This window comes from Streptomyces nigrescens, from assembly GCF_027626975.1.
Lineage (GTDB): Bacteria > Actinomycetota > Actinomycetes > Streptomycetales > Streptomycetaceae > Streptomyces > Streptomyces nigrescens.
The window spans coordinates 1,238,198-1,262,062 of record NZ_CP114203.1 but is presented as its reverse complement, the minus strand read 5'-3'; the positions used below and the strand labels follow the sequence as shown (position 1 = coordinate 1,262,062).

The window sequence follows — 23,865 nt, the reverse complement described above, 5'->3', positions numbered from 1 at the left end:
CGGAAGTCCACTTCCGCATCCCAGAATCCGTCCATGGAGGAGTGCCCGTGCCGCACGCCACCGGAACTCTCGCCCGCCGCGCAGGCCGTCATCTGCGCACCAGCCTGTTCACCCAGGTCCTCATCGCCCTGGTCCTCGGCGTTCTCGTCGGACGCCTGTGGCCGGAGGCGGGTACGTCGCTCCAGCCGCTCGGTGACGGCTTCGTACGGCTGATCAAGGCGATGATCGCGCCCCTGGTCTTCTGCGTGGTCGTCGCCGGCATCACCAAGGCGGGCGACCTCAAGGCCTTCGGCCGGATCGGGGTCAAGGCCCTGATCTGGTTCGAGGTGGCGACCAGCATCGCGCTCGTCGTCGGCCTGCTGGCCGCCAATGTCTTCACCCCGGGTGCCGGGATGCATGTCGACCCGGCGTCCCTGGACAAGGGCGCGGTGGATGCCAAGACGGGCGGCGGACAGCTGCCCTCCACCACCCAGTTCGTCCTGGAGTCGCTGCCGAACAGCGCGGTCGGCGCCTTCGCCGAGAACTCGCTGCTCCAGGTCCTGGTACTGGCCTGCCTGGTGGGCGCCGCGCTGCTGCACCTCGGGCAGACGAAGGTGCCGCAGATCCTGCCGCTGATCGAGCAGGCCCAGGACGTGGTGTTCACCGTCGTCGGCTTCATCATGAGGCTCGCCCCGCTCGCGGTCCTCGGTGCCACCGCCCACCTGGTGGGGGAGTACGGCCTGGGCGCGATGTCGACGTACGGCAAGCTGATCGCGGTCTGTTACGGCGTCGCGCTGGCCTTCCTGGTCCTGCTCGCGGGCGCCCTCAAGGCCGTCACCGGGCTGAGCCTGTGGAGGTTCGTCCGCTACACCCGCGAGGAGCTGCTGCTGGCGCTCGGCACCGGCTCCAGCGAGACCGTGATGCCGCGGATGATGCAGAAGCTGCGGGCCGCGGGCTGCCGGGACGACGCGGTGGGCCTGGTGCTGCCGACCGGCTACTCCTTCAACCTCGACGGCGCCTCGATCTACCTCTCCATCGGCACGCTCTTCATCGCGCAGGCCATCGGCGTCGATCTGTCGCTCGGGCAGCAGATCACCGTGGTGCTGGTGCTGATGCTGACCAGCAAGGGCATGGCGGGCGTACCGGGTTCGGCGTTCCTCGCGCTGTCCGCGACGGCCTCCGCGCTGGGTGTCGTCCCGGCCTCCGCGGTCGCCCTGCTGCTAGGTGTCGACCGGATCATGGACTCGATGCGGGTGGCGACCAATCTGCTCGGCAACTGTGTCGCGGTCTTCGCGGTCTCCCGCTGGGAGGGCGCACTGGACCGGGTGACGGCGAAGAAGGTCATGAACGGTGAAGAGCCGGCTTCCGCCCCGGCCGACGGGCCGGCGGAGCAGGACCGGGTGTCCCAGCGGGCGCAACCCGGGCCGCACACGCCGCCCGGAGCGGTCACTGAACCGGGCGCCGCAGCCGCCCCGCCCCGCGACAGCTGAGGCGGCGGGCCCGGCCGGCGCGCCGCCGCCCGCCGGGCCCGGAGCACAACCGGCTCCTACTCCTCGGGCTTCTTCGAATCCATCCCCGGCCGCGCCTTCTTCCACAGTCCGCGGGTGAAGTCGGGAATCTCCTGCGGGGCGCCCTTCGCCTTGATCGACAGATCGCTCAACGGCACCGGTGCGGTCCAGGTCGCCCCGTCATAGACGTCGAAGTCCGGTACGAGGCCCAGCCGCATGCACTGCATCAGCCGGAAGACCAGCATGTAGTCCATACCGCCGTGCCCGCCGGGCGGGTTGGCGTGCTCCTTCCAGAGCCAGTGGTCCCACTCCGCGTACTTGCTGAAGTCGCCCCACTCGTCGTTGCTCTGGTCCGGCTCCAGATAGATCCGCTCGGGGTAGTCCTCGAAGACGCCCTTGGTGCCGCCGAGGCTGTTGATCCGGCTGTAGGGGTGCGGGGTGGAGACATCGTGCTCCAGCCGGATCACCCGCCCCTTGGCGGTCTGGACGAGGCTGATGGTCCGGTCACTCTCGATGTACGACTCCTTCCAGCTGGGGTCGTTCGCCGGCATGTGCTCCTTGCGGTAGGCGGCGAGTCCGAGCGCGGGCGTACCGAAGCTGGAGATCCGTACGGCGCGGTCGCCGCGGTTGATGTCCATGTAGTTGGCGACCGGGCCGAAGCCGTGATTGGGGTAGAGGTCGCCGCGCAGCCGGGTGTGCCACAGCCGGCGCCAGGGACCCTCGTAGTACTTGGGGTCGAACATCAGGCCACGCAGATCGTGATTGTATGCGCCGGCGCCGTGCAGCAGATCGCCGAACAGGCCCGCATGGGCCATCCGCAGCACCCGCATCTCGTTCTTGCCGTAACAGCAGTTCTCCAGCTGCATACAGTGTCGGCGGGTGCGCTCGGAGAGATCCACCAGCTCCCACAGCTGGTCCAGGCGCAGCGCGAGGGGGCACTCCACGCCCACATGCTTGCCGTTGAGCATCGCCGTCTTCGCCATGTCGAAGTGCCAGTCCCAGGGCGTGGCCGTGTAGACGAAGTCGATGTCGCCGCGCTTGCAGAGGTTCTCGAAGTCATGCTCGCCGTTGGTGTAGACGGCCGGCGCCGGCTGCCCCGCGGCGGTGACCTTCTTGGCGGCCTTGGCGGTCTTCTCCTTCACCGGGTCGCACAGGGCGACGACACGGACGCCCGGCACCGCGAGAAAGAGGTCGATCATGCTGCCGCCCCGGTTGCCGAGGCCGATGATGCCGACGCGTACGGTGCTGCGCCGCTCGAACGGCACCCCGATCATCGTCCGGCCCGTGGCGCGGGGGGAGGCGGCGGCCGTCGTGGTTGCGGCCGCCGCGGCCGGTCCGGCCGAGAGACCGCCGAGCCCCAGCCCGGCGCCCGCCGCACCGGCGGTCCACAGGACCGAACGGCGGCTCGGCCCCGCCTCGTTGTGGTCGTCGTGGTGCTGCGATGGTGCCTCGTTCATCGGTCCTCCAGGAGCGGTGGTCTGCCGGGGCCTACGTGAACCTCGGTCAGGACCCTGTCGGCCGGAGGCCTGAGGCACAAGAGGGCCGATTGGACTCTTGTTACGGCACGCTTGGACTCTTTGCCGTATTACCGGACCCATGGCGGCAAGACCGGACGGGCCACCGTCAGCACCTTTCGCAAGTCGCTGAAAAGCCTTGCAGAAAGCCTTGACGTGTCCACAAGGCAAACGGCAGGCTCCGGTACGGAAATCCCCCCACGGCGGCCCGGCGCGTGGCTGCTCTCGTGGGCGCGGTGCGCGCTGCCGCGCCCCATGACCAAGGAGCCGCAAGATGCAGCAACGTTCCCGTGTGCTGGGCGGGGCGCTGGCCGGAGTGCTGGCCGCGGCCGGCCTCGCCACCTTCGCGCCGTGGTCCTCCCAGGCCGCCCCTCCCGGCGAAAAGACCGTCACCGCCACGCTGTTCGAGTGGAAGTACGCGGACGTCGCCAAGGCCTGCACCGATGAGCTCGGTCCGGCCGGCTACGGCTACGTCGAGGTCTCACCGGCCTCCGAGCACATCCAGGGCGACCAGTGGTGGACCTCCTATCAGCCCGTCAGCTACAAGATTGCCGGACGGCTCGGCGACCGGACGGCGTTCGCCTCGATGGTCAGCGCCTGCCACACCGCGGGCGTCAAGGTCATCGCCGACGCCGTCATCAACCACATGGCGGCCGGCTCCGGTACGGGCACCGGCGGCACCCGGTACACCAAGTACGACTACCCCGGCACCTACCAGGACCAGGACTTCCACGGCTGCCGCAAGAGCATCTCCGACTACGGCGACCGCAATGACGTCCAGACCTGCGAACTGGTGGGCCTCGCCGACCTCGACACCGGCCGTGACTACGTCCGCACCACCATCGCCAAGTACCTCGACGACCTGCGGTCACTGGGCGTGGACGGCTTCCGGGTGGACGCCGCCAAGCACATCTCCGCCGCCGACCTCGCCGCCATCAAGGGCAAGATGCGCGACCCGGGTTACTGGGTGCAGGAGGTCATCCACGGCGCCGGTGAGGCGGTGCAGCCCGAGGAGTACACCGGCAACGGCGATGTCGACGAATTCCGTTACGGCCACCACCTCAAGAGCGCCTTCCAGGGCGGCAGCCTCGACCGGCTCAAGTCCATCGCGGACGGCAAGCTCGGCAGCGACAAGGCCCGTACCTTCGTCGACAACTGGGACACCGAGCGCAACGGCTCGACGCTCACCTACAAGGACGGCGCGGCCTACACGCTCGCCAATGTCTTCATGCTCGCCTCGCCCTACGGGTCTCCGAACGTCCACTCCGGCTACGAGTGGTCCGACAAGGACGCCGGACCGCCCAGCGGCAGCGGCGGATGGACCCGTCAGCATGCCAAGCGGGCGATCACCGGGATGGTCGGTTTCCGCAACGCGGTGGGCTCGGCGAAGCTGACCGACTGGTGGGACAACGGCGGCGGCGCGATCGCCTTCGGCCGGGACGGCAAGGGGTTCGTCGCCCTCAACAACGGTGACGCGGAACTGAAGCAGACCTTCGCGACCTCGTTGCCCGCCGGCACCTACTGCGATGTCGTGGCGGCCGCACCGTCCGCGTGCGACGGCCACACGGTCACCGTGGGAGACGACGGAAAGGCACAGCTCTCGGTCCCGGCCAAGGGAGCGGTGGCGCTGCACCGCACGCGCTGACCGGCGCACTGCCGCACCCGCCGGGCGGACCTGCCGCTCCCGGCGGGTGCGGGACACCGGCCGTTCCGCACCCGCCGCCGGGCCCGTACCGCACCGCGGCACCGCACGCCCCTCAAGCGGGCCGGGTGGCCAACTCCAGCGCCTGGAGGGCCGAGTAGTAGCCCCGGCCCGCCGTCGCATGGTCCATCCCGACCTCGCACATCCGGTTCGCCGACAGATGCGCGTCGAAGTGCCGGGCGGTCACCTCGGCCGCCTCCTTCGCGGTGGCCGACTCGGTCAGCTCCTTGTGCAGCATCCCCCGGTCACCGGCGAACGCACAGCAGCCCACGTCGTCCGGCACCACGACCTCCCGCGCACAGGCCTCGGCGACCCGGCGCAGCGGTGTCCCGTCGCCCAAGTGCTGCATGGCGCAGGTGGGATGGAGCACCGCCGAGCCGACCGTACGCACGATCTCCAGACGGGGCAGCAGCTCCTCGGCGGCCCAGACGAGCGAGTCGACGACCGTCAGCCCGGCATGCAGCGTGCGATTGCCGGGCGTCAGATACGGAACGACCTCATGGGCGATGCCCAGCGTGCACGAGGACGCGTCCACCACCAGCGGCAGCCGCCCGCCGGCCGTCCAGCCCCAGGCCGCCTCGACGATCCGGTTGGCCATCAGCGCGGTGCCGCGCTCGTACCCCTTGGAGTGCCAGATCGTGGCGCAGCAGGTACCGGCCACCTCCGGCGGGATCCACACCGGCCGGCCCGCCCGCCGCGACACCGCCACCACCGCCTCGGGCAGGGGCAGACCGTGAAATCCGGCAGGCGGGCCGAAGATCCGGTTCACACATGCCGGGTAGTAGACCGCGGCCGCTCCCGCCCTCCGGGTCGCGGGCCGCGTCCGGGGCGCCGCGCCGGGAATCCGCGGCAGCCACTCGGGCACCAGGTCGGGGCGTACGGCCCTGCGGGCGGCGCCGGTCACCGACATCAGCAGCCGGTCGCCGATCCGGTCGGCGGCGGCCACCGCCAGCCGCGCCGCCTTCTCGACGGCCTTGAACTGCCGGGCGGCCTGCGCGGCGACCCACTCCTCGCGCGGAGTGTGGCGCCGGTGCCGGAAGTCCTTCATCAGCGCGCCGGTGTCGATCCCCACCGGGCAGGCCAGTTTGCAGACCGAGTCGCCGGCACAGGTGTCCACCGCGTCATAGCCGTAGGCGTCCAGCAGCTCGGTGGTGACGGGGGAGCCGGCCGGCTGGCGCAGCATCTCGCGGCGCAGCACGATCCGCTGGCGGGGTGTGGTGGTCAGGTCCCCGCTGGGGCAGGCCGGTTCGCAGAAGCCGCATTCGATGCACGGGTCGGCGCGCGCCTCGACCCGGGGGATGGTCTTCAGCCCGCGCAGATGCGCCCGCGGGTCGCGGTCGAGCAGGACGCGCGGCGCCAGGATGCCGTGCGGGTCCACGGTCTCCTTGATCCGCCACATCAACTCCGTTGCCCGGGGGCCCCATTCGAGCTCCAGGAACGGCGCGATGTTCCGGCCGGTGGCGTGCTCCGCCTTCAGCGACCCGTCGAAGCGCTGGACGGTCAGCCGGCAGAACTCGTCCATGAACGCGGCGTAGCGGTCCACCTCGGCCGGCTTCGCCGCGTCGAAGGCGAGCAGGAAGTGCAGATTGCCGTGTGCGGCGTGGCCCGCCACCGCCGCGTCGAAACCGTGCCGGGACTGCAGCTCCAGCAGGGCCGTACAGGCCTCGGCGAGCCGGGCCGGCGGCACCGCGAAGTCCTCGGTGATCAGCGTCGTCCCGGGCGGCCGGGAGCCGCCCACCGCCGTCACGAACGCCTTACGGGCCTTCCAGTAGCCGCCGATCGCCCCCGGGTCCCGGGTGAAGGCATTGATGACGGACGGGACCGGCGCGACCAGTTCCAGTTCCGTCAGCACCTGCGCCGCGGCCCGTTCGTACGCCTCCCGGCCGGCCTCGTCGGGCGCCCGGAACTCCACCAGCAGGGCGGTGCTCTCCTTGGGCAGCGCCGCCCAGTCCGCGGGCACCCCGGCCACGCGCACCGAGGCGCGCAGCGTGTTGCCGTCCATCAGCTCCACGGCCCGCGCGCCCGCCGCGTTGAACCGCGGTACGGCCGCGGCCGCGGCACCGAGCGTCGGGAAGAACAGCAGCGCGCTGGAGGTGTACCGGTCCAGCGGCAGGGTGTCGAAGACGGTCTCGGCCACGAAGCCGAGGGTGCCCTCGGAGCCGACCACCAGCCCGCGCAGGATCTCCACCGGTGTCGCGCCGTCGAGGAAGGCGTCCAGGCGGTAGCCGTTGGTGTTCTTGATCTCGTACTTGGCGCGGATCCTGGCCACCAGGTCCGGATCCGCCTCGATCTCCGCCTTCAGCGCCAGCAGGCCCGCGCACAGCGCCGGTTCGGCGTGCGCCAGCTCCGCGTCGGCGTCCGGTTCCGCGGTGTCCACGATCGTGCCCGACGGCAGCACGAGGGTGACCGAGGCCAGCGTCCGGTAGGAGTTTCGGGTGGTGCCGGCCGTCATCCCGGAGGCGTTGTTGGCGACCACTCCGCCCAGGGTGCAGGCGACGGCGCTGGCCGGATCGGGCCCGAGCAGCCGCCCGTAGCGGGCCAGGGTGGTGTTGGCGCGCAGCACGGTGGTGCCCGGCCGGATGCGGGCGCGGGCCCCGTTGTCGAGCACCTGGAGGCCCGACCAGTGCCGGCGGACGTCGACGAGGATGTCCTCGCCCTGCGCCTGGCCGTTGAGCGAGGTCCCGGCGGCCCGGAAGACGACCTTGCGGCCCTTGCCGTGCGCGTAGGAGAAGACCGCGGAGATGTCGTCGAGGTCCTCGGCCACCACCACGACCTGCGGGACGAAGCGGTACGGGCTGGCGTCGGAGGCGTAGCGGACCAGGTCGGAGATCTTGTGGAGCACCTTGTCCGCGCCGAGCAGCGCGATCAGCTCACCGCGCAGCGGCTCGGGGGTGCCGGACGCCCACGGGCCGGCCACCCGGTCGTGGGCCGGGCCGCCGGTGGCGGTGGGCCGCAGGGTCTCGGGGTCCGGCTCCAGCAGGGGCATGGCGGCACTCCTCCGGTTGACTGGGCGTCAGGACCTGCCCGGTGGGCCGGCACGGGCCCGCGCCGGCCCACCGGACAGGCCTTGGGTCAGTGCGGGGCCCCCGGCCCGTCGACCAGGGTGGACAGCAGTCCGCCGAGCACCTCGCGCTGATCGGCGGTGAGCGGTGCCAGGATCTCCTCCGCCGCGGCCCGCCGTGCGCTGCGCAACGCCCGCAGTGTGGAACGGCCGGTGTCGGTGAGCTCGATCCGGATCACCCGCCGGTTGGCCGGATCGGGCACCCGGCGCACCGCGCCATGGGTCTCCAGCGCGTCCACCAGCGTGGTCACCGCCCGTGGGACGACCTCCAGCCGCTCGGCGAGGTCGGCCATCCGCGGCGGGGCGTCGCGGTAGTGGTCGACGATCCGCAGGAGCCGGGACTGCGCGGGGGTGAAGGCGATGTCCAGGTGTGCCAGATGGTGCTTCTGGGCGCGGTGCATCCGGCGGGTCAGCCGTACCAGCTGCTCGGCGAGGTTCGTGGTGCTGACCGTCGGCTCGGGGGAGGGCATACGGCGAGGATAGCGGACAGCAGGACTTAATTCATTGTGAGTATAGGTAACAATGAGCTAGGCTCCACGATGCTTGTTTCCCCGGCCGCCCCTGCCGCGATGCCGCACACCCTCGAAGGAGCCCATGCGCAGCGACGAACCCCAGTGGACCCCACCGCCCAAGGACCCGGAAAAGCCGGTCCCGTTGCGGCGGATCCTCGCCCTCTTCCGCCCCTACCGCGCCCGGCTCGCCGTCGTCGGCCTGCTCGTCGGCGCCTCCTCGCTGGTCTCGGTCGCCTCCCCGTTCCTCCTCCGGGAGATCCTGGACGTGGCGATACCCGGCCGGCGCACCGGACTGCTGACCCTGCTCGCCCTCGGCATGATCGTCACCGCCGTCGTCACCAGCGTGTTCGGGGTGCTGCAGACCCTGCTGTCCACCACCGTCGGCCAGCGTGTGATGCACGATCTGCGCACCGCGGTCTACGCCAAGCTCCAGCGGATGCCGCTGGCCTTCTTCACCCGCACCCGTACCGGCGAGGTCCAGTCCCGGATCGCCAATGACATCGGCGGTATGCAGGCGACGGTCACCTCCACCGCCACCTCCCTGGTCTCCAACCTGACCTCCGTCCTCGCCACCGTCTGCGCCATGCTCGCCCTCGACTGGCGGCTGACCGTCGTCTCCCTGCTGCTGCTTCCGCTCTTCGTCTGGATCAGTCGCCGGGTCGGCAACGAACGCAAGAAGATCACCACCCAGCGGCAGAAGCAGATGGCCGCCATGTCCGCGATGGTCACCGAGTCCCTCTCCGTCAGCGGCATCCTGCTCGGCCGCACGATGGGCCGCGCCGACTCCCTCACCCGGACCTTCGCCGACGAATCCGAGCGCCTGGTCGACCTGGAGGTCCGCGCCAACATGGCCGGCCGCTGGCGGATGGCCACCATCGGGATCGTGATGGCCGCCATGCCCGCGCTGATCTACTGGGCGGCCGGACTGGTCCTCCAGATGGGCGGCCCGGTCTTCTCCCTCGGCACCCTGGTCGCCTTCGTCTCGCTCCAGCAGGGCCTGCTGCGCCCCACCGTCTCCCTGCTGTCCACCGGCGTTCAGATACAGACCTCGCTCGCGCTCTTCCAGCGCATCTTCGAATACCTCGATCTGCCGGTCGCCATCACCGAGCCCGCCGAGCCGGTCCGTATCGCGGCCCCGCGCGGTGAAGTCCGCTTCGAGAACGTGACGTTCCGCTACGACCCCGAGGCCGCCCCCACCCTCGACGGCATCGAACTGACCGTCCCCGCCGGCGGCAGCCTCGCCGTCGTCGGGGAGACCGGCAGCGGCAAGAGCACCCTGAGCTATCTCGTGCCGCGGCTCTACGACGTGACCGGGGGCCGGGTCACCCTCGACGGCACGGACGTCCGCGACCTCGACTTCGACACCCTCGCGCGCTCGGTCGGCGTGGTCTCCCAGGAGACCTACCTCTTCCATGCCTCGGTCGCCGACAACCTCCGCTTCGCCAAGCCGGACGCCACCGACGCGGAGATCGAACGCGCCGCCAGGGCCGCCCAGATCCACGACCACATCGCCGCCCTCCCCGACGGCTACGACACCCTCGTCGGCGAGCGCGGCTACCGCTTCTCCGGCGGCGAGAAACAGCGCCTCGCCCTCGCCCGGACCATCCTGCGCGACCCGCCCGTCCTCGTCCTGGACGAGGCGACCAGCGCCCTGGACACCCGCACCGAGCACGCCGTGCAGCAGGCCATCGACGAGCTGTCCGAGGGCCGCACCACCCTCACCATCGCGCACCGCCTCTCCACGGTCCGCGACGCCGACCAGATCGTCGTGCTGGACGCCGGCCGGATCGCCGAGTGCGGCACCCATGACGAGCTGCTCGCCGCCGAGGGGCGCTATGCGGCGCTGGTACGGCGTGACGCATACCTCACCCCGGTCGGTGATCAAGTCATGGCCCCGTAAGTGACCCGCGGGTAAGGTCGGATGCGCGGCGGCCAGTTCAATGGTCGGGGTGGCCGCCGCACCCACTCCTCGGCCGCCCGGCCCGCCGCGTCGGCCGGTCTCAAAGAGTCAGTTCGGCCGGCCTCAAGGACCAGTTCGGCCGGTCTCAGAGACCAGTGGTGAAGCCCTCCAGTGCCGTGGCGACCTCGGCGGGAGCCTCCAGAGGTAGCAGGTGCCCACTGTCCGGGACGATGTCGAACCGGGCCTGGGGGACGCTGGGCAGCAGGTGGCGTTGCAGGACGTGCGGCGGTTCGACCTGGTCGTGCTCGCCGGCCAGGACGAGGACGGGGACATCGACCGCCCTGACGGCGTCCGTGACATCCGCGGCAATACCCCGCATCGGCCACTCCAGACGCGCGGCCTCGTCGCTGTTCAGACTGTCCCGCACCACGGCGCTGCGGACGGCCCCCGACAGTGGCGTGGCGGTGAGGGCGTGGTCGAGCGCCTGCCCGACGGACTGCGCCGAATCGTAGGCGTGGGAGAGGGAGTACCGGTACTCGGTCGTCACCGTGGCGGGCGGCTCCGGCGGTGCGGGGGCCAGCAGCGCCAGCCCTGCCAGGCCCGCGGGGCGGCGGGCGGCGGCGAGCAGACTCACCTTGCCGCCCATCGAGTGGCCGACGAGGACGAACGTGTCCAGGCCCAGGCCCTTGACGATGTCGATGAGATCGTCAGCGAGCTGGTCCAGTCGGTGCGGTCCGGGCAGCGCCCGCGACGAACCCCAGCCGCGCTGGTCGAAACGGACCGTGTCACGATCCGCCGGGAGCCGCTCCACGACGGCGTCCCACGTACCGGCGGACCCGCCCCAGTAGTGCACGAACACCAGCGTGGGCCCGCACCGCCCGCGCCGGCGGACCTCGATCGAACCGTCTGCCACGCGCACGTGGTGTGTTGTGGATTCTGTCGCCATGGAGACCTCTGAGCTGTATGTATCGCGGAAGGGTACGAAGAGCTGCTCCAGCCTGAGTTCACGCGGCTGAGCAGGGGGTTATGGCGCAGACGCTACAGTCGCGAAGCAGCGGAATCCCGGTCGAAAGGTGCGAGCTTCTTGTGAAAAGCGGTCAGCTTCCCGGGGTCAGGCAGCTGCGCTACGCACCGGCTCCCCAGGCGGAGTTCGATGTCGAGATGCTCAGCTTCGCGCAACTGCGGCTCATGGACCGCGGCCGCCGGCGAACCCGCCCTCAACGCCCGGACTTCCATGTCATGGCCTTGGTGCAGTCGGGTGTAGGGCGGCACACCGCCGATTTCATCGAGTACCCCCTGCGGGAGCGAACCGTCGTGTGGATACGCCCGGGTGTGGTGCACCGCTGGACCGATGTCGACGATCTGGAAGGCCCCCTCCTGCTCTTCGCGCAGGGCTTCCCGCCCGCTCCGGGCCCCGTGGCGCACGCGGCGGGGGACGTCTTCGGCCCGGTCTGCTGGCAACTGGAGGAGGACGTCTGGGAACTGGCCGTGCGGGCCGCGGACCACCTGCGGCACGAGCACGCGGCAGCGGTATCGCATCCACGACTGGCCTCGGTCCCGGTGCTCGCCCACCTTCTGTCGGCCCTCGTGCTGCGGGTGCTGCCCTCCGAGCCGGCCGAGCCCCCGACCGGCCAGCCCCACGAACACACCGTCTTCCACCGCTACCGGGCCGCGGTGGAGGAACAGTTCACCCGGCACCACCACGTACGTGACTACGCCTCCATCCTCGGCTACGGCCCGCGCACCCTCACCCGGGCGACCCGCGCCGCAACGGGCCTGGGCGCCAAGCAGTTCCTCGACCAACGGATCCTGCTGGAGGCCAAACGGCTGCTCGCACACACCGACCTGCCCGCCGCGCGCTGCGCAGAGCACCTCGGCTTCCACGACGCCGCGAACTTCACCACGTTCTTCCAGCGTCAGGCCGGTCTGTCCCCCAGCTGCTGGCGCACGGGGCGCGACGGCCGCTGAGCCCGTGAGCCGGAAAGCAGAGGCCCCCTCCCGAAACTCAGGAGGGGGCCGTCACATGGCGGGCCCAAGGGGCGCGTGATCAGAGCGTGGTGAGGTCGATGGCGCCGGCCATCGCGCGATAGCCCTCGTCGTTCGGGTGCTTGTGGTCGCCGCTGTCGTAGGCGGGGAGCAGCGCGTCCGGGTCGGACGGGTCGGCCAGCGCCGTGGCGAAGTCGGCGACCGCATCGAACTCGCCCGAGGTGCGTATCCAGGCGTTGACCTCCCGGCGCTTCGCCTCGGCGGTCGGCGTGTGGTACTCCGCCCCCTTGAACGGCATGATGGTCGCCCCGGTGATCCGCACCCCCGCGGCACGCGCCTGTCTGATCAACTCCCGGTAACCCGCGATGAGTTCAGCAGGCGACTGGTCCGGGTTGGGGCGGTAGGTGGGCAGCTCGATCTCACTGAAGCCGATGTCGTTGAGGCCCACCAGGACGACCACGGAGCGCACACCCGGCTGGTCGAGCACATCGCGGCGGAAGCGGTCACCGGCCCGGTCGCCGTACCATGCCGAGTCGTTGAGCAGCAGGTTCCCGCCGATGCCCTGATTGAGTACGGGGCGCGGGGTGCCTTGGTCGGCAAGCCGTTCGGCCAGCGCGTCCGAGTACCGCCGGTTGCCGTCGATGGTCGAGGCGAACCCGTCCGTGAGGGAGTCGCCGAAGACCACCACCGTGTCGTCCCGCGCCGGACCGCCGTCCGCCAGCTCGACGGCGGCGAGGTAGTACCAGGACACCGTCGTCTCGCCGAACACCGCCGGATCGGCCGCGGCGAGCTGGTCACCCTCGGCGCGATAGGTGGTGGCGTACGCCTGGGCATGGAATGAGGCGGGCCCGGTCGGCCGCGCGAAGTACAGCGACACCGTCAGTGACTCGAAGGGTGCCACATGCACCTCGGCGGCGTCGCTGTAGATCTCCTCGCCCGCCGGGACCCGCACCGAGCGGGCCCCGCCGAAGGTGAGCGGGCGCACCGAGCCGGCCCGCTCGGCAGCCCCCTTGTCCGTCAGGGCGATCGTGGCGCCCGCCAGCTCCAGCGGGGCGGTGCCGTAGCGGTGCGAGAGCTTGATCCGGGCCGAGGTGCCGGAGCCGGTGACCCGCACGATCTGGCGCACGGTCTGGTCCGCGAACCCTTCCTGTGCCCAGTTCTTGTGGAACCCCTCGCTGGGGCGCTGGATGGCCGCGGCCCAACCGGCGTTCCAGAAAAGGGAAGTGGTGTTGTCGTTCATGGTGCTGCTGCCTCTCTGCCTCACTGTCTCTCTGTCGTTCGCCGGGTGGCGAGGGCAGTGAGTCTTCCGGCGGGCGTGCGGGCTACCCAGACCTCTGCTCTTCGTACGCTTCGGATGCCTGCCAATGCCAGGGTCACCCTCATCGCCCCGTTCCCCGCGCAGTCGCAGTCGCAGTCGCAGTCGCAGACCGGTGCCGCGCCCGTCGCGCTTCCGCCCGCCTGTGTCCGCATGCAACACAACGTTGCGTTGCATACGAAGAGTTGGCGCGCTACCGTCACGCGCAACGCAACGCACCGTTGCGTTGCTGGGGAGGGGGAGGGGCACAGTGCGGAACCAACTGTTCGCCGGGGGAATCCAGGACACGGCGGACGTCCACGAAGCGGCGGATGTCCACGAAGCGGCAGAAGCCAACGACGCAGCCCGGACCGTCGGCCGCTTGCGCGAAACCTTCGCCACCGGACGGACCCGGTCCTTGGCCTGGCGGCGTCGTCAACTGAAGTCACTGCGCGCCCTGTTGACCGAGCAGACCCCCGCACTCACCGAGGCGCTACGGCGTGACCTGGGGAAGAGCCCGGTCGAAACGCTGACCTCCGAGGTGCGCCTGGTCACGAACGAGATCGATCACACGCTGCGCCATCTGCACCGCTGGCTGCGCCCGCAGCGCGTGCCGGTGCCCGCGGCGCTGCTGCCGGCCCGGGCGCGGACGGTGCGCGAACCGCTCGGCGTGGTGTTGATCATCAGCCCGTGGAACTACCCCGTCCAGCTCTCGCTGGCGCCTCTGGTGGGCGCGCTGGCCGCGGGGAACTGCGCGGTGCTCAAGCCGAGCGAGCTGGCGCCGGCGACCTCGGCCGAGCTGGCCCGGCTGCTGCCTCGTTATCTGGACCAGGACGCCGTGACCGTCGTCGAAGGCGGGGTCCGGCAGACCACCCAGCTGCTGGAACAGCGCTTCGACCACCTCTTCTACACGGGGAACGGCACGGTGGGACGCATCGTGATGACGGCCGCCGCCCGCCACCTCACCCCCGTCACCCTGGAACTCGGCGGCAAATGCCCCGTACTGATCTGTCCCGGAGACGACCTCGCCACCGCCGCCCGGCGGATCGCCTGGGGCAAGTTCCTCAACGCCGGGCAGAGTTGCACGGCTCCCGACCACGTACTGGCCATCGGCGACACGGCCGGGGCCCTGGAGCGGCACCTCGCCGAAGCGGTCAGGGCGATGTACGGCCCGGACCCCGCCCGCAGCCCCGACTACGGCCGCATCATCAACGACCGCCACTTCGACCGGCTCACCGCGCTGCTGGGCCACGGCCGGGTGGTGACCGGCGGTGGACACGACCGCGCCGCCCGCTATATCGCCCCGACGGTGCTCGTCGACGTCGAGCCGGACGCCCCCGTCATGGCCGAGGAGATCTTCGGCCCCCTCCTGCCGATCCTGCGTATGCCCGACCTGGACACCGCGCTCACCTTCATCAACGCCCACGACAAGCCGCTCGCCCTCTATGCCTTCACCACCGACCGGCGGACCAGACGGCGGCTGCTCGCCGAAACCTCCTCCGGAGCGGTGGGCTTCGGGCTGCCCAACGCCCATCTCACCGTCCCCGGGCTGCCGTTCGGCGGGGTCGGCGAGAGCGGCCTCGGGCGCTATCACGGGCGTCACTCGGTCGAGACGTTCAGCAACGCCAAGGCCGTGCTCGACAAACCCCTCTTCCCCGACACCGTGCGGGCCGTGTACCCGCCCTTCACCACGGCCAAGGAGCGGCTGATCCGCCGGTTCATGTGAGTGCGCCGTGTGGGCCGCTCAGGGGGCCCGGAGGTCACCCGGTCTGCACATCCCGGTCGATGAGGGTGTGCGTCAGCTTCATCAGGCGCTCCCGGGCCCCGGTGTCGTAGGCCTGGGCGTGTGCCCGGGTGTCGGTGAACCGGTCGAAGTAGCGGCCCGTGGTGGTGGCGAGATCCGGGTCGAGCAGCAGCCGGACGGTCGGGCGGACCCCCTCCTCGATGCCGATGACCGGAGTCAGGCCGTACGCGCGCACCCCGTCGGTGTCCATCAGATGGGCCGGGTGGAGCGTGTTGACCGTGACACCGGTGCCCGCCAGCTCGTCGGCCAGATGGAAGGTCGCCATGATCAGCGCGAGCTTGCTCCGGCAGTAGGCGCGCAGCCCCTCGTAGTCCCGCTCCAGCATGACGTTGTCGAAGTCGATGGCCTCCTGCCCGATCGAGGCGACGTTGACCACGCGGGCCGGCGCCGAGGCGGTCAGCAGTGGCAGCAGCGCACGGGTGAGGGCATACGGGGCGAGGTGATTCACCGCGAACCGCAGCTCATGGCCCTGCCGGCTCACCTCGCGCCGGAGCGGCTCGGCGCCGCCGCCCGCAACGGCGTTGTTGATCACACCGTCGAGCCGGGGTTCCGCCGCTCGGATGCGGTCGGCCATCGCGTGCACCTCGTCGAGATCGGCCAGATCCGCGAGGTAGGTACGGACGGTGGTCTCGGGGGCGGCAGCCTGCACTTCGGCCGCCACCTTGTCGAGACGGCGACGGTCACGGCCGTGCAGCAGAACGGTGCCACCGCGGGCGGCGAGATCGAGCGCGAGGCCGCGGCCCATTCCCTGGGTGGCGCCGGTGATCAAAGTGGTACGTCGAGTCATGACAGCCAGCCTGACGGCACGGCGCGATGACCGGGAGTGTCTGCTGAACCTGGTGTCACCACCACCACCCGTCGTGCGATCGGCCCGAGCCGCGGATCCGGGGCGTGCCCCGTCCTGGTGACAGCGCGCGCCGCGATCACCGAGGCTCCCCAACGGTCAGAGGGGGCAACGGAACTGCCCGGACAACACACCTAGATCGTGTCCCAGTACTCACGCAGCCACTCGCCGTCCGGCGCGTCCCCGAGCGCGTAGCCCGCGCTCCGGGCGTCCGGTACGACAGCGAGCTCTCCCCAGCGCACCGGCCAGGCCAGACGCTCCTCCACGGTCCAGGCGAGAACCTTGTCCAACGACTCCGCACCCCGGCCGTCCGGAGCGATCACCACCCCCTCCTCGAACAGTGCGCACCATGCCGCGTCATCCGGCGCGAAGTGCCTCCTCGCGAAGAACCAGTAGTTGTTGCCCAACGGCTTGGGGCCCCGCGGTCTGTGGAGGAAGGTGAAGTCGCCGAGGACCTCGCCGGATCCGGCCCGGAGGAACCGCAGGGTGGTGGGGCTCATCGCGACCAGGACATCGTCGGCGCCCCACAGCAGCACACCGGTCTCGGACGGGACGTCCAAGGTGCGCAGCCGCCGCGGCTCGTCCCCGTCCAGCGACCAGACCTCCACCCGCCCGTCGGCCGTGAGCCAGGCTCCCGCGTCGCCGGACGGGGCCCATGCCCAGGAATCGGCGTAGACCATGGCCTCTTCCACCGGTGTGACGTCGAGGCGGTAGCGGAACCGGTCCTCGTCATGGATGAGGACACCTGGCTGTGCCCCAGCGGCGTTGCCCTCGCCCACCAGGGCTGCCAGCCGCGGCACATCGCCCTGCATGCCCCATTGCAGTGCCGAAACGCCTTGATGCCCGGCCCCCTTCCCGTTCGGCTTGCCGGTCACCGCGTCGAGGAAACACAGCCCCTTGTCGTAGTGCGCCAGCAGCCGGTCATCCGGGCTCCAGGCGGCGAGCTCGCCGATTGCGGCCAGCCAGCTCACCTGCCCGGACGAGACGTCGACGACGAATGCCTCCGTGTGGCCCCTGCTCCCGCCCTGCGCCTGCAACCGGGTGCCGTCCCGTGACCAGCGGGCCCAGGCGTCGGCCTGGAGCGTGACGTCGTCGTGCGCGTCCATCTCCTCGGTCCGCAGGTCCTCCCGGAGCCTGTCGGCCAGCAGGAACGGGTGCCCGGGCGTGGCGTCACGGGACGTCCACTGCAGTTCGCCGCTCTCCATGGGGACGATGCAGCCGCCCACCTCGCACGGAGCCCCGGAATTCACGAAGACCTGCTTCCCGTCGGGCGCCAGCGCCCAGGGCACCGGCCGGGCCAAGCCGTCCGTGATCAGACACTGGGCGAGGGTGACGGAACCGAGGTACGGGCTGAACGGATCGAAGACACCGATGTGGTGGGTGTTGTACGCGAGGCCGATACGGCGGCTGTCGGCCGACCATTGGATGCTGCGCTCGTAGCCGGGCCGGCCGATGCCGCCCTCAATGCCGATGACATTGACGCAGCGTCCGGTGACCAATTCCCAGATCTGCAAGCTGCCGCCGTAGTCGTCGCCGGTCAGGGTGCCGGTGGCCAGATAGCGGCCGCAGGGGCTGAGAGCGTAGTCGTTGATCTCCGCCTTGTGGGTGTCCGGATGGCGAAGGATTGCGCCCTGACTCTCGCGGAGCTCTCGCGTGGCGGCGCGGTGCTCCTCGGTGATGCCCTGCTCGCGCTCCAGCTTCAGCAGCCGGGCCCGCAGGGTCACCAGATCCGACACCGCCCCGGCCTGAGGCTCGTCGCGGTCGGGGGCGTCCTCATCGGCGAGCAGGGCCCGTAGCGCGTCGTCGTCGAATATCGGGATGCTGCGCCTTCGTGCCTCCTGGAGCTTCTTCCCGTCGTTGAAGTGGAGGCTGTCCACGAACGCCAGATCCGTCCGGCCGGTCACCGAACCCGTCACCCGGGCACCCAGCTCCTCCAGCCGTCGCTGCGCCTCGTCCTGGCGCACGCCCTCGAAGCGGCCGATGAGCACGATCGACTTCCCTCGTACATCCATGCTCCAGACCGTAGCCGCAGCCACTGACAACGGCCTTCCCGTGGCGTTCAACAGCCATTTCGAAGCGGGAAGTTGAGGTGCGCGGGAACTGCTCCCCGGGAGGTGGCACGCGATCTCCTCGGCACCGCGCGCCGCGGCCCGTGGGGCTTCTCGCCCAGAGGGATCCCAGCTCCCCAGAAGGCGAAGACGCCGGCCCGCCGCTCCGTCGGGAGCTCATGGGCCAGGTGGCCGGCCGGGTGCTCCGGAACAGGTCCGTCGTTGATTCATCGCCGGTACGGTGGACGTCCGCCACGGGCCTGACGCCCGTCTCTTCGGATTGCGAGAAGTCCGATGCATCAGATTGCAGCCGACACTTATCTGGCCGCGGCGGTGGTGGTGCACCACGCCCGCGTGCTGATCGTGCGCCGTAGCTACCGCGAGCGATTTCTGCCCGGTGCCTGGGGGGTGCCGTGCGGGAAGCTCGATCGTGGGGAGTCCGCCGAGAGCGGCGCCCTACGGGAGTTGAAGGAAGAGACCGGGCTCCTCGGCACGATCGTCGCGCACACCGGCTCGACCAGCTTCCTGAGCGACTACCAGGGCCGCCGCGTCCACAACCATCAGGAGAACTTCGTCGTCCGCCCGCTCACACTGGATGTCGTACTGCCCAGCGCGGACCAGGCCTACCGCTGGGTCCGGCCCGCCGAGCTGGCCGAGGCCGGGGTGGACGCCTACAACCTCACGGTGATCCGCCAGGCGCTCGGCGGCCGGCTGGACACCGCCGGGCTCCACGCCGTGACGGCCCGCTTCGGGCGCCCGGGTCCGCCCCCTTTCAGTAGCCCAAAGACCCTGCCAGAGCGTCGAGTTCGGCAAGATAGACGGCCGGCGGCAGCGGAGTCTTGGGCGGTGGATCCGCGCGCTCGGCGCGGGCGGCACTGACGTCACCCACGACCCGGGCGGGGCCGACGGTCCGGCCCGGGTCATCGCCGCTGTGCACGACGGAGCCGCTGCCCCCGACACGTCCGCGGCTCCTGACATAGACATCGGTCACCGACCGCTGCGGGGCGGTCTCCAGGAACAGCGTCACTGTCGGCTCCTCGCTCACCACCCGGTGCAGCGTACGGGCGGCCAGGCCGTAGCTCCGCCCGGCGCCGTACTGCTCCGAGTGCAGCAGCCGCAGCCGTGCCTCGCCTACCCGCCGCAGGCGCCACGCCCCGCCGGGGCCGTCGATGGACTCCCGGTAGGCGACCGCGGGCACGCCGTCCGCGGCAGGCTGGTAGCACTCCATCCGTACGCTGCCGCGCACCACCGCCGAGGCGATCGCACAGCGGTGATTGTGGATGTCCTCGGAGACCGCGCCGGCCGTGCCGTGCCAGAAGTGGACCCGCAGCATGAACCGGGGCGCGCCGGGCAGCAGCAACAGCTTGTCGAAGCCCAGCACATGGCGGTACGAGAGCCGGATGCACTCCGCAAGCTCCAGATCACCCACGGATAATCGGCGCACCAGCGGACCGAGCGTGCCGGGGTGCGCCAGCTGGGCGATCACCTCGCGCGCCGACTCGGGCGAAGGCGGCTCCGGCCCCCCGCCCAGCCGTTCCACCAGCAGCCGCCGGGCCTCCTCGACCTGCATCTCCGACTCCCCTTCGCCGACCCCCTGGTCCCGCACCGTCCCCTTGGCCCCGCCGCACCGGCCTCCTGAACCGCACCGGCCCGGGACATCACCTCGCCGACCGCTCCTCGGAACCGAACCCGGCGCGCCTCACGGCCGGCAGACCATCAGGGCATACCGCCGCAGCACCGACAGGCCCTGATACGCCATCCACACCGGGTGGCCCATGGGACCGTCGTCCCATCGCCACACCCCGCCCTGCTGCATCCCGTGCACCCGCGCCACGGCAGCGGTCAGCTGCGCCTCCCACACCGGCAGCCCCACCTCCTCGGCCGCCACCTGCCGGGCGCCGTCCGTCATCAGCGCACGGGCCACCCACGCGGCCGCGAAGTGCCGTACGGACAGCAGCTCCTGATGCAGCGGATCCTCCTGGACCGGCCGCCGTACCTCCTCCTGACAGTTCTGGAGATCGGCGGCGCCACCCCCGGGCGCCTCCGGTCCGGCCAGCAGCCAGCGCAGCCCTTCCTCGCGCACCGTGCGCTGCCGTTCGTCCTCGCCCAGCACCCGTGCGGCCCGGTCCAGCGCCACCACCGCCCGCGCGGTGTGCACCGCGGACGGCGCCGGATTTCCGTGGCCGGTGGCCAGCGCCGCGCCCCAGCAGCGATGGTGGTCGCGTGCCGGATCGGCCGTGGCGCCGTTGACCAGCACCTCACGCAGTCCGCCCAGCGCGGTGGCCCCGGGCGCCGCCCGCAGCAGCCCGCGCAGCACATTCGTGACCACGTAGGTGTTCGCCAGCCCCGACGCGTCATGGTCCGGGTCCCACAGGACCTCGCAGGAGCGTATTTCGGCCTCCAGCAGCCGGGGATCGGCACCGGCCCGCGCCAGCGCACCCAGCACGATCGCGGACACCTCGGGGCGCGCCCCGCTGCCCTGGGAACGGGCGGCCCACCCGCCGCCGGGAAGCCGCAGCCGCCACAGCGTCTCGGCGACCTCACCGGCCCGTATTCGGCCGTCGTACGGCGCGATGTCGAGCAGCAGATGCAGCCCGTACGCCGTGCCGAACGCCGTCGGATGCACCGGCGGCTCGCTCTCCGCGAGGGAGTGCGGCCAGCCGGTGAGCGGCCCGCGGCCGGGCACCTCGATCACCGCGAGGCCGCGCCGCAACGCCTGGTAGGTGCCGTCCACCAGCTCGGGCAGCGACCCGGCGGGGGAGGGCACGGGGACGGGCGGGGGCACGGCGGATGCGGCCGCGCCGCGCGCCCGCAGCAGGGCCGCCGCCAGCCACACCACGGCGCCGACACCGACACCGGCGGTCGCCGCCACGCAGTAGCGCGCCGCCTCACCCGCGAGATTCTGCGGCAGGATCCCCAACAGCGCCTGGAACACGGCGAACGCGGCGGCAGGAACGCCCAGCCGCCCCAGCCAGGGCAGCAGCCGGGACGGGGCCAGGGCCCGCGGAGCGTCGTCGGAGGGCGGGCCGGGGTCCGGCACGGGCGCCTGGTCGGCCGCACCGGAACGCTGTGGTGGTAAGTCCTGCCGCAGCACCATCTGCTGCTCCCTCCCCCCGGGCGCGCGCCCCCGCACGGCCTGTGCGAAGGGCATCCCGATCAGTGTAGGAATCCCCACTGACAGCGGGGTCGCACACCTGTCGCAGCCCTTCCCGGCCATCGCCCCCGGTCATCGCCCCCCAGACGGGAAAGGCCCCGCAGTCCTCCAGGGGCTGCGGGGCCCTCGCCGCGATCCGGTCAGGCGCTCGCCATCGCGCACTGGCCGCGGTCGGCCTTCATCGGGCCCGCAGTGGAGGGGCGGACGTCGAAGTCGAACATGGCGGTGGGTACGTACAGCGAGCAGCAGGCATTGGGAATGTCGACGATGCCGCTGATGCGTCCCTCTATGGGCGAGGAGCCGAGCAGCAGGTAGGCCTGCTCTCCGCTGTAGCCGAACTTCTTGAAGTACTCGACGGCGTTGAGGCAGGCCCGGCGGTAGGCCAGCGTCGCGTCCAGGTAGTAGTTCGTGTCCGTGTCGTGGTCGACGGAGACCCCGATGAAGGTGAGGAACTCCGTGTACCGCGGCTCGACGTTGCCCGGAATGAAGACGGGGTTGGTGGTGATGCCGTACGTCTCCATGCCGCCCTTGATCAGTTCGACGTGGAAGTCGATGAAGCCGCCCATCTCGATGGCGCCGCAGAAAGTGATCTCACCGTCGCCCTGGCTGAAGTGCAGATCGCCTCCCGAAAGCTTGGCGTCCTTGACGTATACGGGGTAGAAGACCCGCGAACCGCGTGTGAAGTTCTTGATGTCGTGGTTGCCTCCGTTCTCGCGGGCGGGCACCGTACGCGCGCCTTCCGCGGCGATGCGGGTGGCGAGGTCTCCGGTGGCCGTGCCGGCGAGCGCATGGGAGCTGTCCGGCGGTACGGCGAGTGGCGGGACCCGGTTCGGGTCGGTGTCGATCAGTGCCTTCTCGCGGGTGTTCCAGCGGGCGAGCATCTCGGTGGACGGAGCGGTTCCGAAGAGACCGGGGTGGGTGATCCCGGTGAAGCGGATCCCGGGAAGGTGGCGGGAGACCGCCTGCTGTCCGTGGAAGTCCCATATGGCCTTGTAGGCGTCCGGGAAGTAGTCCGTCAGGAAGCCGCCGCCGTTGGCCTTGGCGAAGATGCCGGTGTAGCCCCAGCTCTGGCCCGCCGCGTCGCCGGTCTGCTGCGGCACGGGGCCGAGGTCGAGTATGTCGACGACGAGCAGGTCACCGGGTTCGGCGCCCTCCACGCCTATCGGGCCGCTGAGCATGTGGGGGATGGTCAGGTCGATGTCACGTACGTCGTCGGCGGAGTCGTTGTTGCCGACCTGGCAGTCGGTCCAGTCGCGGCACTCCATGCGGAATTCCGCTCCCGGCTTCACCATGGCGACGGTGGGGATGTCCGGGTGCCACCTGTTGTGCCCGGGGACGTCCTGGTCACGCATCGACTTGCTCTGGTCCACTGTGAAGACAATTTCGGGCATGACAGCTCCTCATTTCTGGTCCGGTCACGCTGGTGCGCCCGCGCTTTCGGCCTCCGGGGCCGCAGGGGGCTTCTGCCGCGACTTCCGGGTGAGCGGCCACAGCGCCACGAACACCACCACGCCGAAGGCCGCGAGTGCGATGGCGGTCTCGGTGGGGTGCTTCCAGTAACCGGAGAGCAGCAGCGCCGCGGGAATCACGCCGGTGACCCAGCCCTCGATTGCCGTGACATAGCCCGTATAGGTGGTGAGTCTGTCCAACTTCAGACCGAGCAGCAGGAAGAACAGGAACCATAGGAATGCCCAGTAGAGCCAGATCACGCCGAAGGGGTAGTCCTTCAGGAGATGGAAGCTGGCGAACGAGTATCCCAGGGCCGCGACGGCCACGAACAACGAGTAATAGCCGACGCCGGTGGTGTCGAGACCGGCGAGCAGTCCGATACCTACATAGAGGTAGGTGAAGCCGAACAGGTAAATGCCGGATACCGCCAGGATCTTGGTGGGATCACCAGCGGCGGCAATGATGAGGTAGGTCGGCGTCAGCACCTGCAGTGCGCCTACGAAAAGGTTGAACACCGCTGCGGCCCGGCCATCGACCTTTCCGAGCAACAGCATTCCGTTGAGGAAGAGCACCGCACCGACAAAGAGCAGTCCCACGTTACCCACGGGGACGCACCTCCTCAGTCCGCGTGGGCGGAATCGGCGAAGCCCGCCTGCGACGTTCTGCCTGGCCGACCACCGCCCTCAGGGGCGCGGCAACCGGGAGAGCGCGGGATGCGGGCGCCTTGGCACCCTCGTGCGTGGCGGCACCTCGGAGACCACTGCCGGGGCCTCACGGGCCCGCTCCTCCCGGTCTTGGAGGGCGGCGACCGTGTGCGAGGTCAGCGTGAGGCCGGGCGAGGAGTACACGCGTCTCGCGGCGCCTGCGCAAACAGGGCAGCCATATGCTTTGGGCGCCGTACCGATCGCCAACTTCACGTCGAAGGGCCCACAGCGGCTGCATAGATATTCATAGGTTGCCATCAGCAGCCTCCGGATGCCGGTGGACGCTGGTCAACCCGAGTGCGGGTGCGGCGCGCCTCGATCAGCGTGCGCCACAATCCACTTCGTCTCTTTCAAGGAGACGTCTCGTAGATCCACATGTCAAGTCCCTGACGGCTGGGGCCCGGCC

The 23,865-nt window shown here is 70.7% G+C and carries 18 protein-coding genes; 6 read left to right on the top strand and 12 right to left on the bottom strand.

The features are described from left to right. Positions 1 to 47 precede the first annotated feature (47 nt). Entirely contained in the window at positions 48 to 1,469 is a 1,422-nt protein-coding gene (locus STRNI_RS05840) for a cation:dicarboxylate symporter family transporter (protein ID WP_148589257.1), read from the top strand. Between the two features lie 56 nt (positions 1,470 to 1,525). Here STRNI_RS05840 and STRNI_RS05835 read toward each other — a convergent pair whose 3' ends face one another. Further along, the gene (locus STRNI_RS05835) at positions 1,526 to 2,944 is read right to left on the bottom strand and encodes a Gfo/Idh/MocA family protein (RefSeq protein ID WP_262040689.1); all 1,419 of its coding nucleotides are present in this window, start codon (positions 2,942 to 2,944) and stop codon (positions 1,526 to 1,528) included. Positions 2,945 to 3,275: 331 nt separating this feature from the next. Here STRNI_RS05835 and STRNI_RS05830 point away from each other — a divergent pair, with 331 nt between their 5' ends. After that, entirely contained in the window at positions 3,276 to 4,646 is a 1,371-nt protein-coding gene (locus STRNI_RS05830; RefSeq protein ID WP_159484773.1) for an alpha-amylase, read from the top strand. Positions 4,647 to 4,758: 112 nt separating this feature from the next. Here STRNI_RS05830 and STRNI_RS05825 read toward each other — a convergent pair whose 3' ends face one another. Both STRNI_RS05825 and STRNI_RS05820 read right to left on the bottom strand, forming a co-directional pair. Then, positions 4,759 to 7,689 (bottom strand): FAD-binding and (Fe-S)-binding domain-containing protein, encoded by a 2,931-nt coding sequence (locus STRNI_RS05825; protein ID WP_277410694.1) that lies wholly within the window; start codon positions 7,687 to 7,689, stop codon positions 4,759 to 4,761. 86 nt (positions 7,690 to 7,775) lie between these two features. After that, positions 7,776 to 8,234, bottom strand: a complete 459-nt coding sequence (locus tag STRNI_RS05820) for a MarR family winged helix-turn-helix transcriptional regulator (RefSeq protein WP_159484769.1) — start codon at positions 8,232 to 8,234, stop codon at positions 7,776 to 7,778. A gap of 124 nt (positions 8,235 to 8,358) precedes the next feature. Between STRNI_RS05820 and STRNI_RS05815 the strand changes: the two genes are divergently transcribed. Next, the gene (locus STRNI_RS05815; protein WP_109894725.1) at positions 8,359 to 10,176 is read left to right on the top strand and encodes an ABC transporter ATP-binding protein; all 1,818 of its coding nucleotides are present in this window, start codon (positions 8,359 to 8,361) and stop codon (positions 10,174 to 10,176) included. 145 nt (positions 10,177 to 10,321) lie between these two features. Here STRNI_RS05815 and STRNI_RS05810 read toward each other — a convergent pair whose 3' ends face one another. Further along, positions 10,322 to 11,095: an alpha/beta fold hydrolase gene (locus STRNI_RS05810; protein ID WP_277410693.1), complete on the bottom strand. Its 774-nt coding sequence runs from the start codon at positions 11,093 to 11,095 to the stop codon at positions 10,322 to 10,324. Between the two features lie 167 nt (positions 11,096 to 11,262). Here STRNI_RS05810 and STRNI_RS05805 point away from each other — a divergent pair, with 167 nt between their 5' ends. Then, complete coding sequence (locus tag STRNI_RS05805; RefSeq protein ID WP_277410692.1) at positions 11,263 to 12,144, top strand: AraC family transcriptional regulator; 882 nt, start codon at positions 11,263 to 11,265, stop codon at positions 12,142 to 12,144. Positions 12,145 to 12,223: 79 nt separating this feature from the next. On the opposite strand, the gene STRNI_RS05800 is transcribed toward STRNI_RS05805, so the two are convergent. Further along, positions 12,224 to 13,402: an SGNH/GDSL hydrolase family protein gene (locus tag STRNI_RS05800; RefSeq protein ID WP_277410691.1), complete on the bottom strand. Its 1,179-nt coding sequence runs from the start codon at positions 13,400 to 13,402 to the stop codon at positions 12,224 to 12,226. A gap of 325 nt (positions 13,403 to 13,727) precedes the next feature. Between STRNI_RS05800 and STRNI_RS05795 the strand changes: the two genes are divergently transcribed. Continuing rightward, on the top strand, positions 13,728 to 15,182 hold the full coding sequence (locus STRNI_RS05795; protein ID WP_277410690.1) for an aldehyde dehydrogenase family protein: 1,455 nt from the start codon (positions 13,728 to 13,730) through the stop codon (positions 15,180 to 15,182). Positions 15,183 to 15,216: 34 nt separating this feature from the next. Here STRNI_RS05795 and STRNI_RS05790 read toward each other — a convergent pair whose 3' ends face one another. Then, a complete protein-coding gene (locus STRNI_RS05790) occupies positions 15,217 to 16,047 on the bottom strand; it encodes an SDR family NAD(P)-dependent oxidoreductase (RefSeq protein ID WP_159484759.1) in 831 nt (276 codons plus the stop codon). Positions 16,048 to 16,238: 191 nt separating this feature from the next. Then, positions 16,239 to 18,116, bottom strand: coding sequence for a WD40 repeat domain-containing protein (locus tag STRNI_RS05785; protein WP_277410689.1), 1,878 nt, complete (start codon positions 18,114 to 18,116; stop codon positions 16,239 to 16,241). A 330-nt stretch (positions 18,117 to 18,446) separates the two neighbouring features. Between STRNI_RS05785 and STRNI_RS05780 the strand changes: the two genes are divergently transcribed. Beyond that, the gene (locus STRNI_RS05780) at positions 18,447 to 19,031 is read left to right on the top strand and encodes an NUDIX hydrolase (protein ID WP_148589263.1); all 585 of its coding nucleotides are present in this window, start codon (positions 18,447 to 18,449) and stop codon (positions 19,029 to 19,031) included. Here STRNI_RS05780 and STRNI_RS05775 read toward each other — a convergent pair. The 5 genes from STRNI_RS05775 to STRNI_RS41545 form a co-directional block, all read right to left on the bottom strand. Beyond that, complete coding sequence (locus STRNI_RS05775; RefSeq protein WP_277410688.1) at positions 18,925 to 19,722, bottom strand: hypothetical protein; 798 nt, start codon at positions 19,720 to 19,722, stop codon at positions 18,925 to 18,927. The genes STRNI_RS05780 and STRNI_RS05775 overlap by 107 nt on opposite strands. A 129-nt stretch (positions 19,723 to 19,851) precedes the next feature. Continuing rightward, the gene (locus STRNI_RS05770) at positions 19,852 to 21,303 is read right to left on the bottom strand and encodes a hypothetical protein (RefSeq protein ID WP_229837887.1); all 1,452 of its coding nucleotides are present in this window, start codon (positions 21,301 to 21,303) and stop codon (positions 19,852 to 19,854) included. A 143-nt stretch (positions 21,304 to 21,446) separates the two neighbouring features. Beyond that, entirely contained in the window at positions 21,447 to 22,697 is a 1,251-nt protein-coding gene (fmdA, locus tag STRNI_RS05765; protein WP_159484751.1) for a formamidase, read from the bottom strand. A gap of 24 nt (positions 22,698 to 22,721) precedes the next feature. After that, positions 22,722 to 23,360 (bottom strand): AmiS/UreI family transporter, encoded by a 639-nt coding sequence (locus STRNI_RS05760; protein ID WP_020397710.1) that lies wholly within the window; start codon positions 23,358 to 23,360, stop codon positions 22,722 to 22,724. A 78-nt stretch (positions 23,361 to 23,438) separates the two neighbouring features. Beyond that, entirely contained in the window at positions 23,439 to 23,717 is a 279-nt protein-coding gene (locus STRNI_RS41545; protein ID WP_159484749.1) for an FmdB family zinc ribbon protein, read from the bottom strand. Positions 23,718 to 23,865 lie beyond the last annotated feature (148 nt).

Coding starts and splice junctions, on each gene's coding strand:
- STRNI_RS05835 (WP_262040689.1), bottom strand. CDS start 2,944: ATGAACGAGGCACCATCGCAGCACCACGACGACCACAACGAGGCGGGG.
- STRNI_RS05830 (WP_159484773.1), top strand. CDS start 3,276: ATGCAGCAACGTTCCCGTGTGCTGGGCGGGGCGCTGGCCGGAGTGCTG.
- STRNI_RS05825 (WP_277410694.1), bottom strand. CDS start 7,689: ATGCCCCTGCTGGAGCCGGACCCCGAGACCCTGCGGCCCACCGCCACC.
- STRNI_RS05820 (WP_159484769.1), bottom strand. CDS start 8,234: ATGCCCTCCCCCGAGCCGACGGTCAGCACCACGAACCTCGCCGAGCAG.
- STRNI_RS05815 (WP_109894725.1), top strand. CDS start 8,359: ATGCGCAGCGACGAACCCCAGTGGACCCCACCGCCCAAGGACCCGGAA.
- STRNI_RS05800 (WP_277410691.1), bottom strand. CDS start 13,402: ATGAACGACAACACCACTTCCCTTTTCTGGAACGCCGGTTGGGCCGCG.
- STRNI_RS05790 (WP_159484759.1), bottom strand. CDS start 16,047: ATGACTCGACGTACCACTTTGATCACCGGCGCCACCCAGGGAATGGGC.
- STRNI_RS05785 (WP_277410689.1), bottom strand. CDS start 18,116: ATGGATGTACGAGGGAAGTCGATCGTGCTCATCGGCCGCTTCGAGGGC.
- STRNI_RS05780 (WP_148589263.1), top strand. CDS start 18,447: ATGCATCAGATTGCAGCCGACACTTATCTGGCCGCGGCGGTGGTGGTG.
- STRNI_RS05775 (WP_277410688.1), bottom strand. CDS start 19,722: ATGCAGGTCGAGGAGGCCCGGCGGCTGCTGGTGGAACGGCTGGGCGGG.
- STRNI_RS05770 (WP_229837887.1), bottom strand. CDS start 21,303: ATGCCCTTCGCACAGGCCGTGCGGGGGCGCGCGCCCGGGGGGAGGGAG.
- fmdA (WP_159484751.1), bottom strand. CDS start 22,697: ATGCCCGAAATTGTCTTCACAGTGGACCAGAGCAAGTCGATGCGTGAC.
- STRNI_RS41545 (WP_159484749.1), bottom strand. CDS start 23,717: ATGGCAACCTATGAATATCTATGCAGCCGCTGTGGGCCCTTCGACGTG.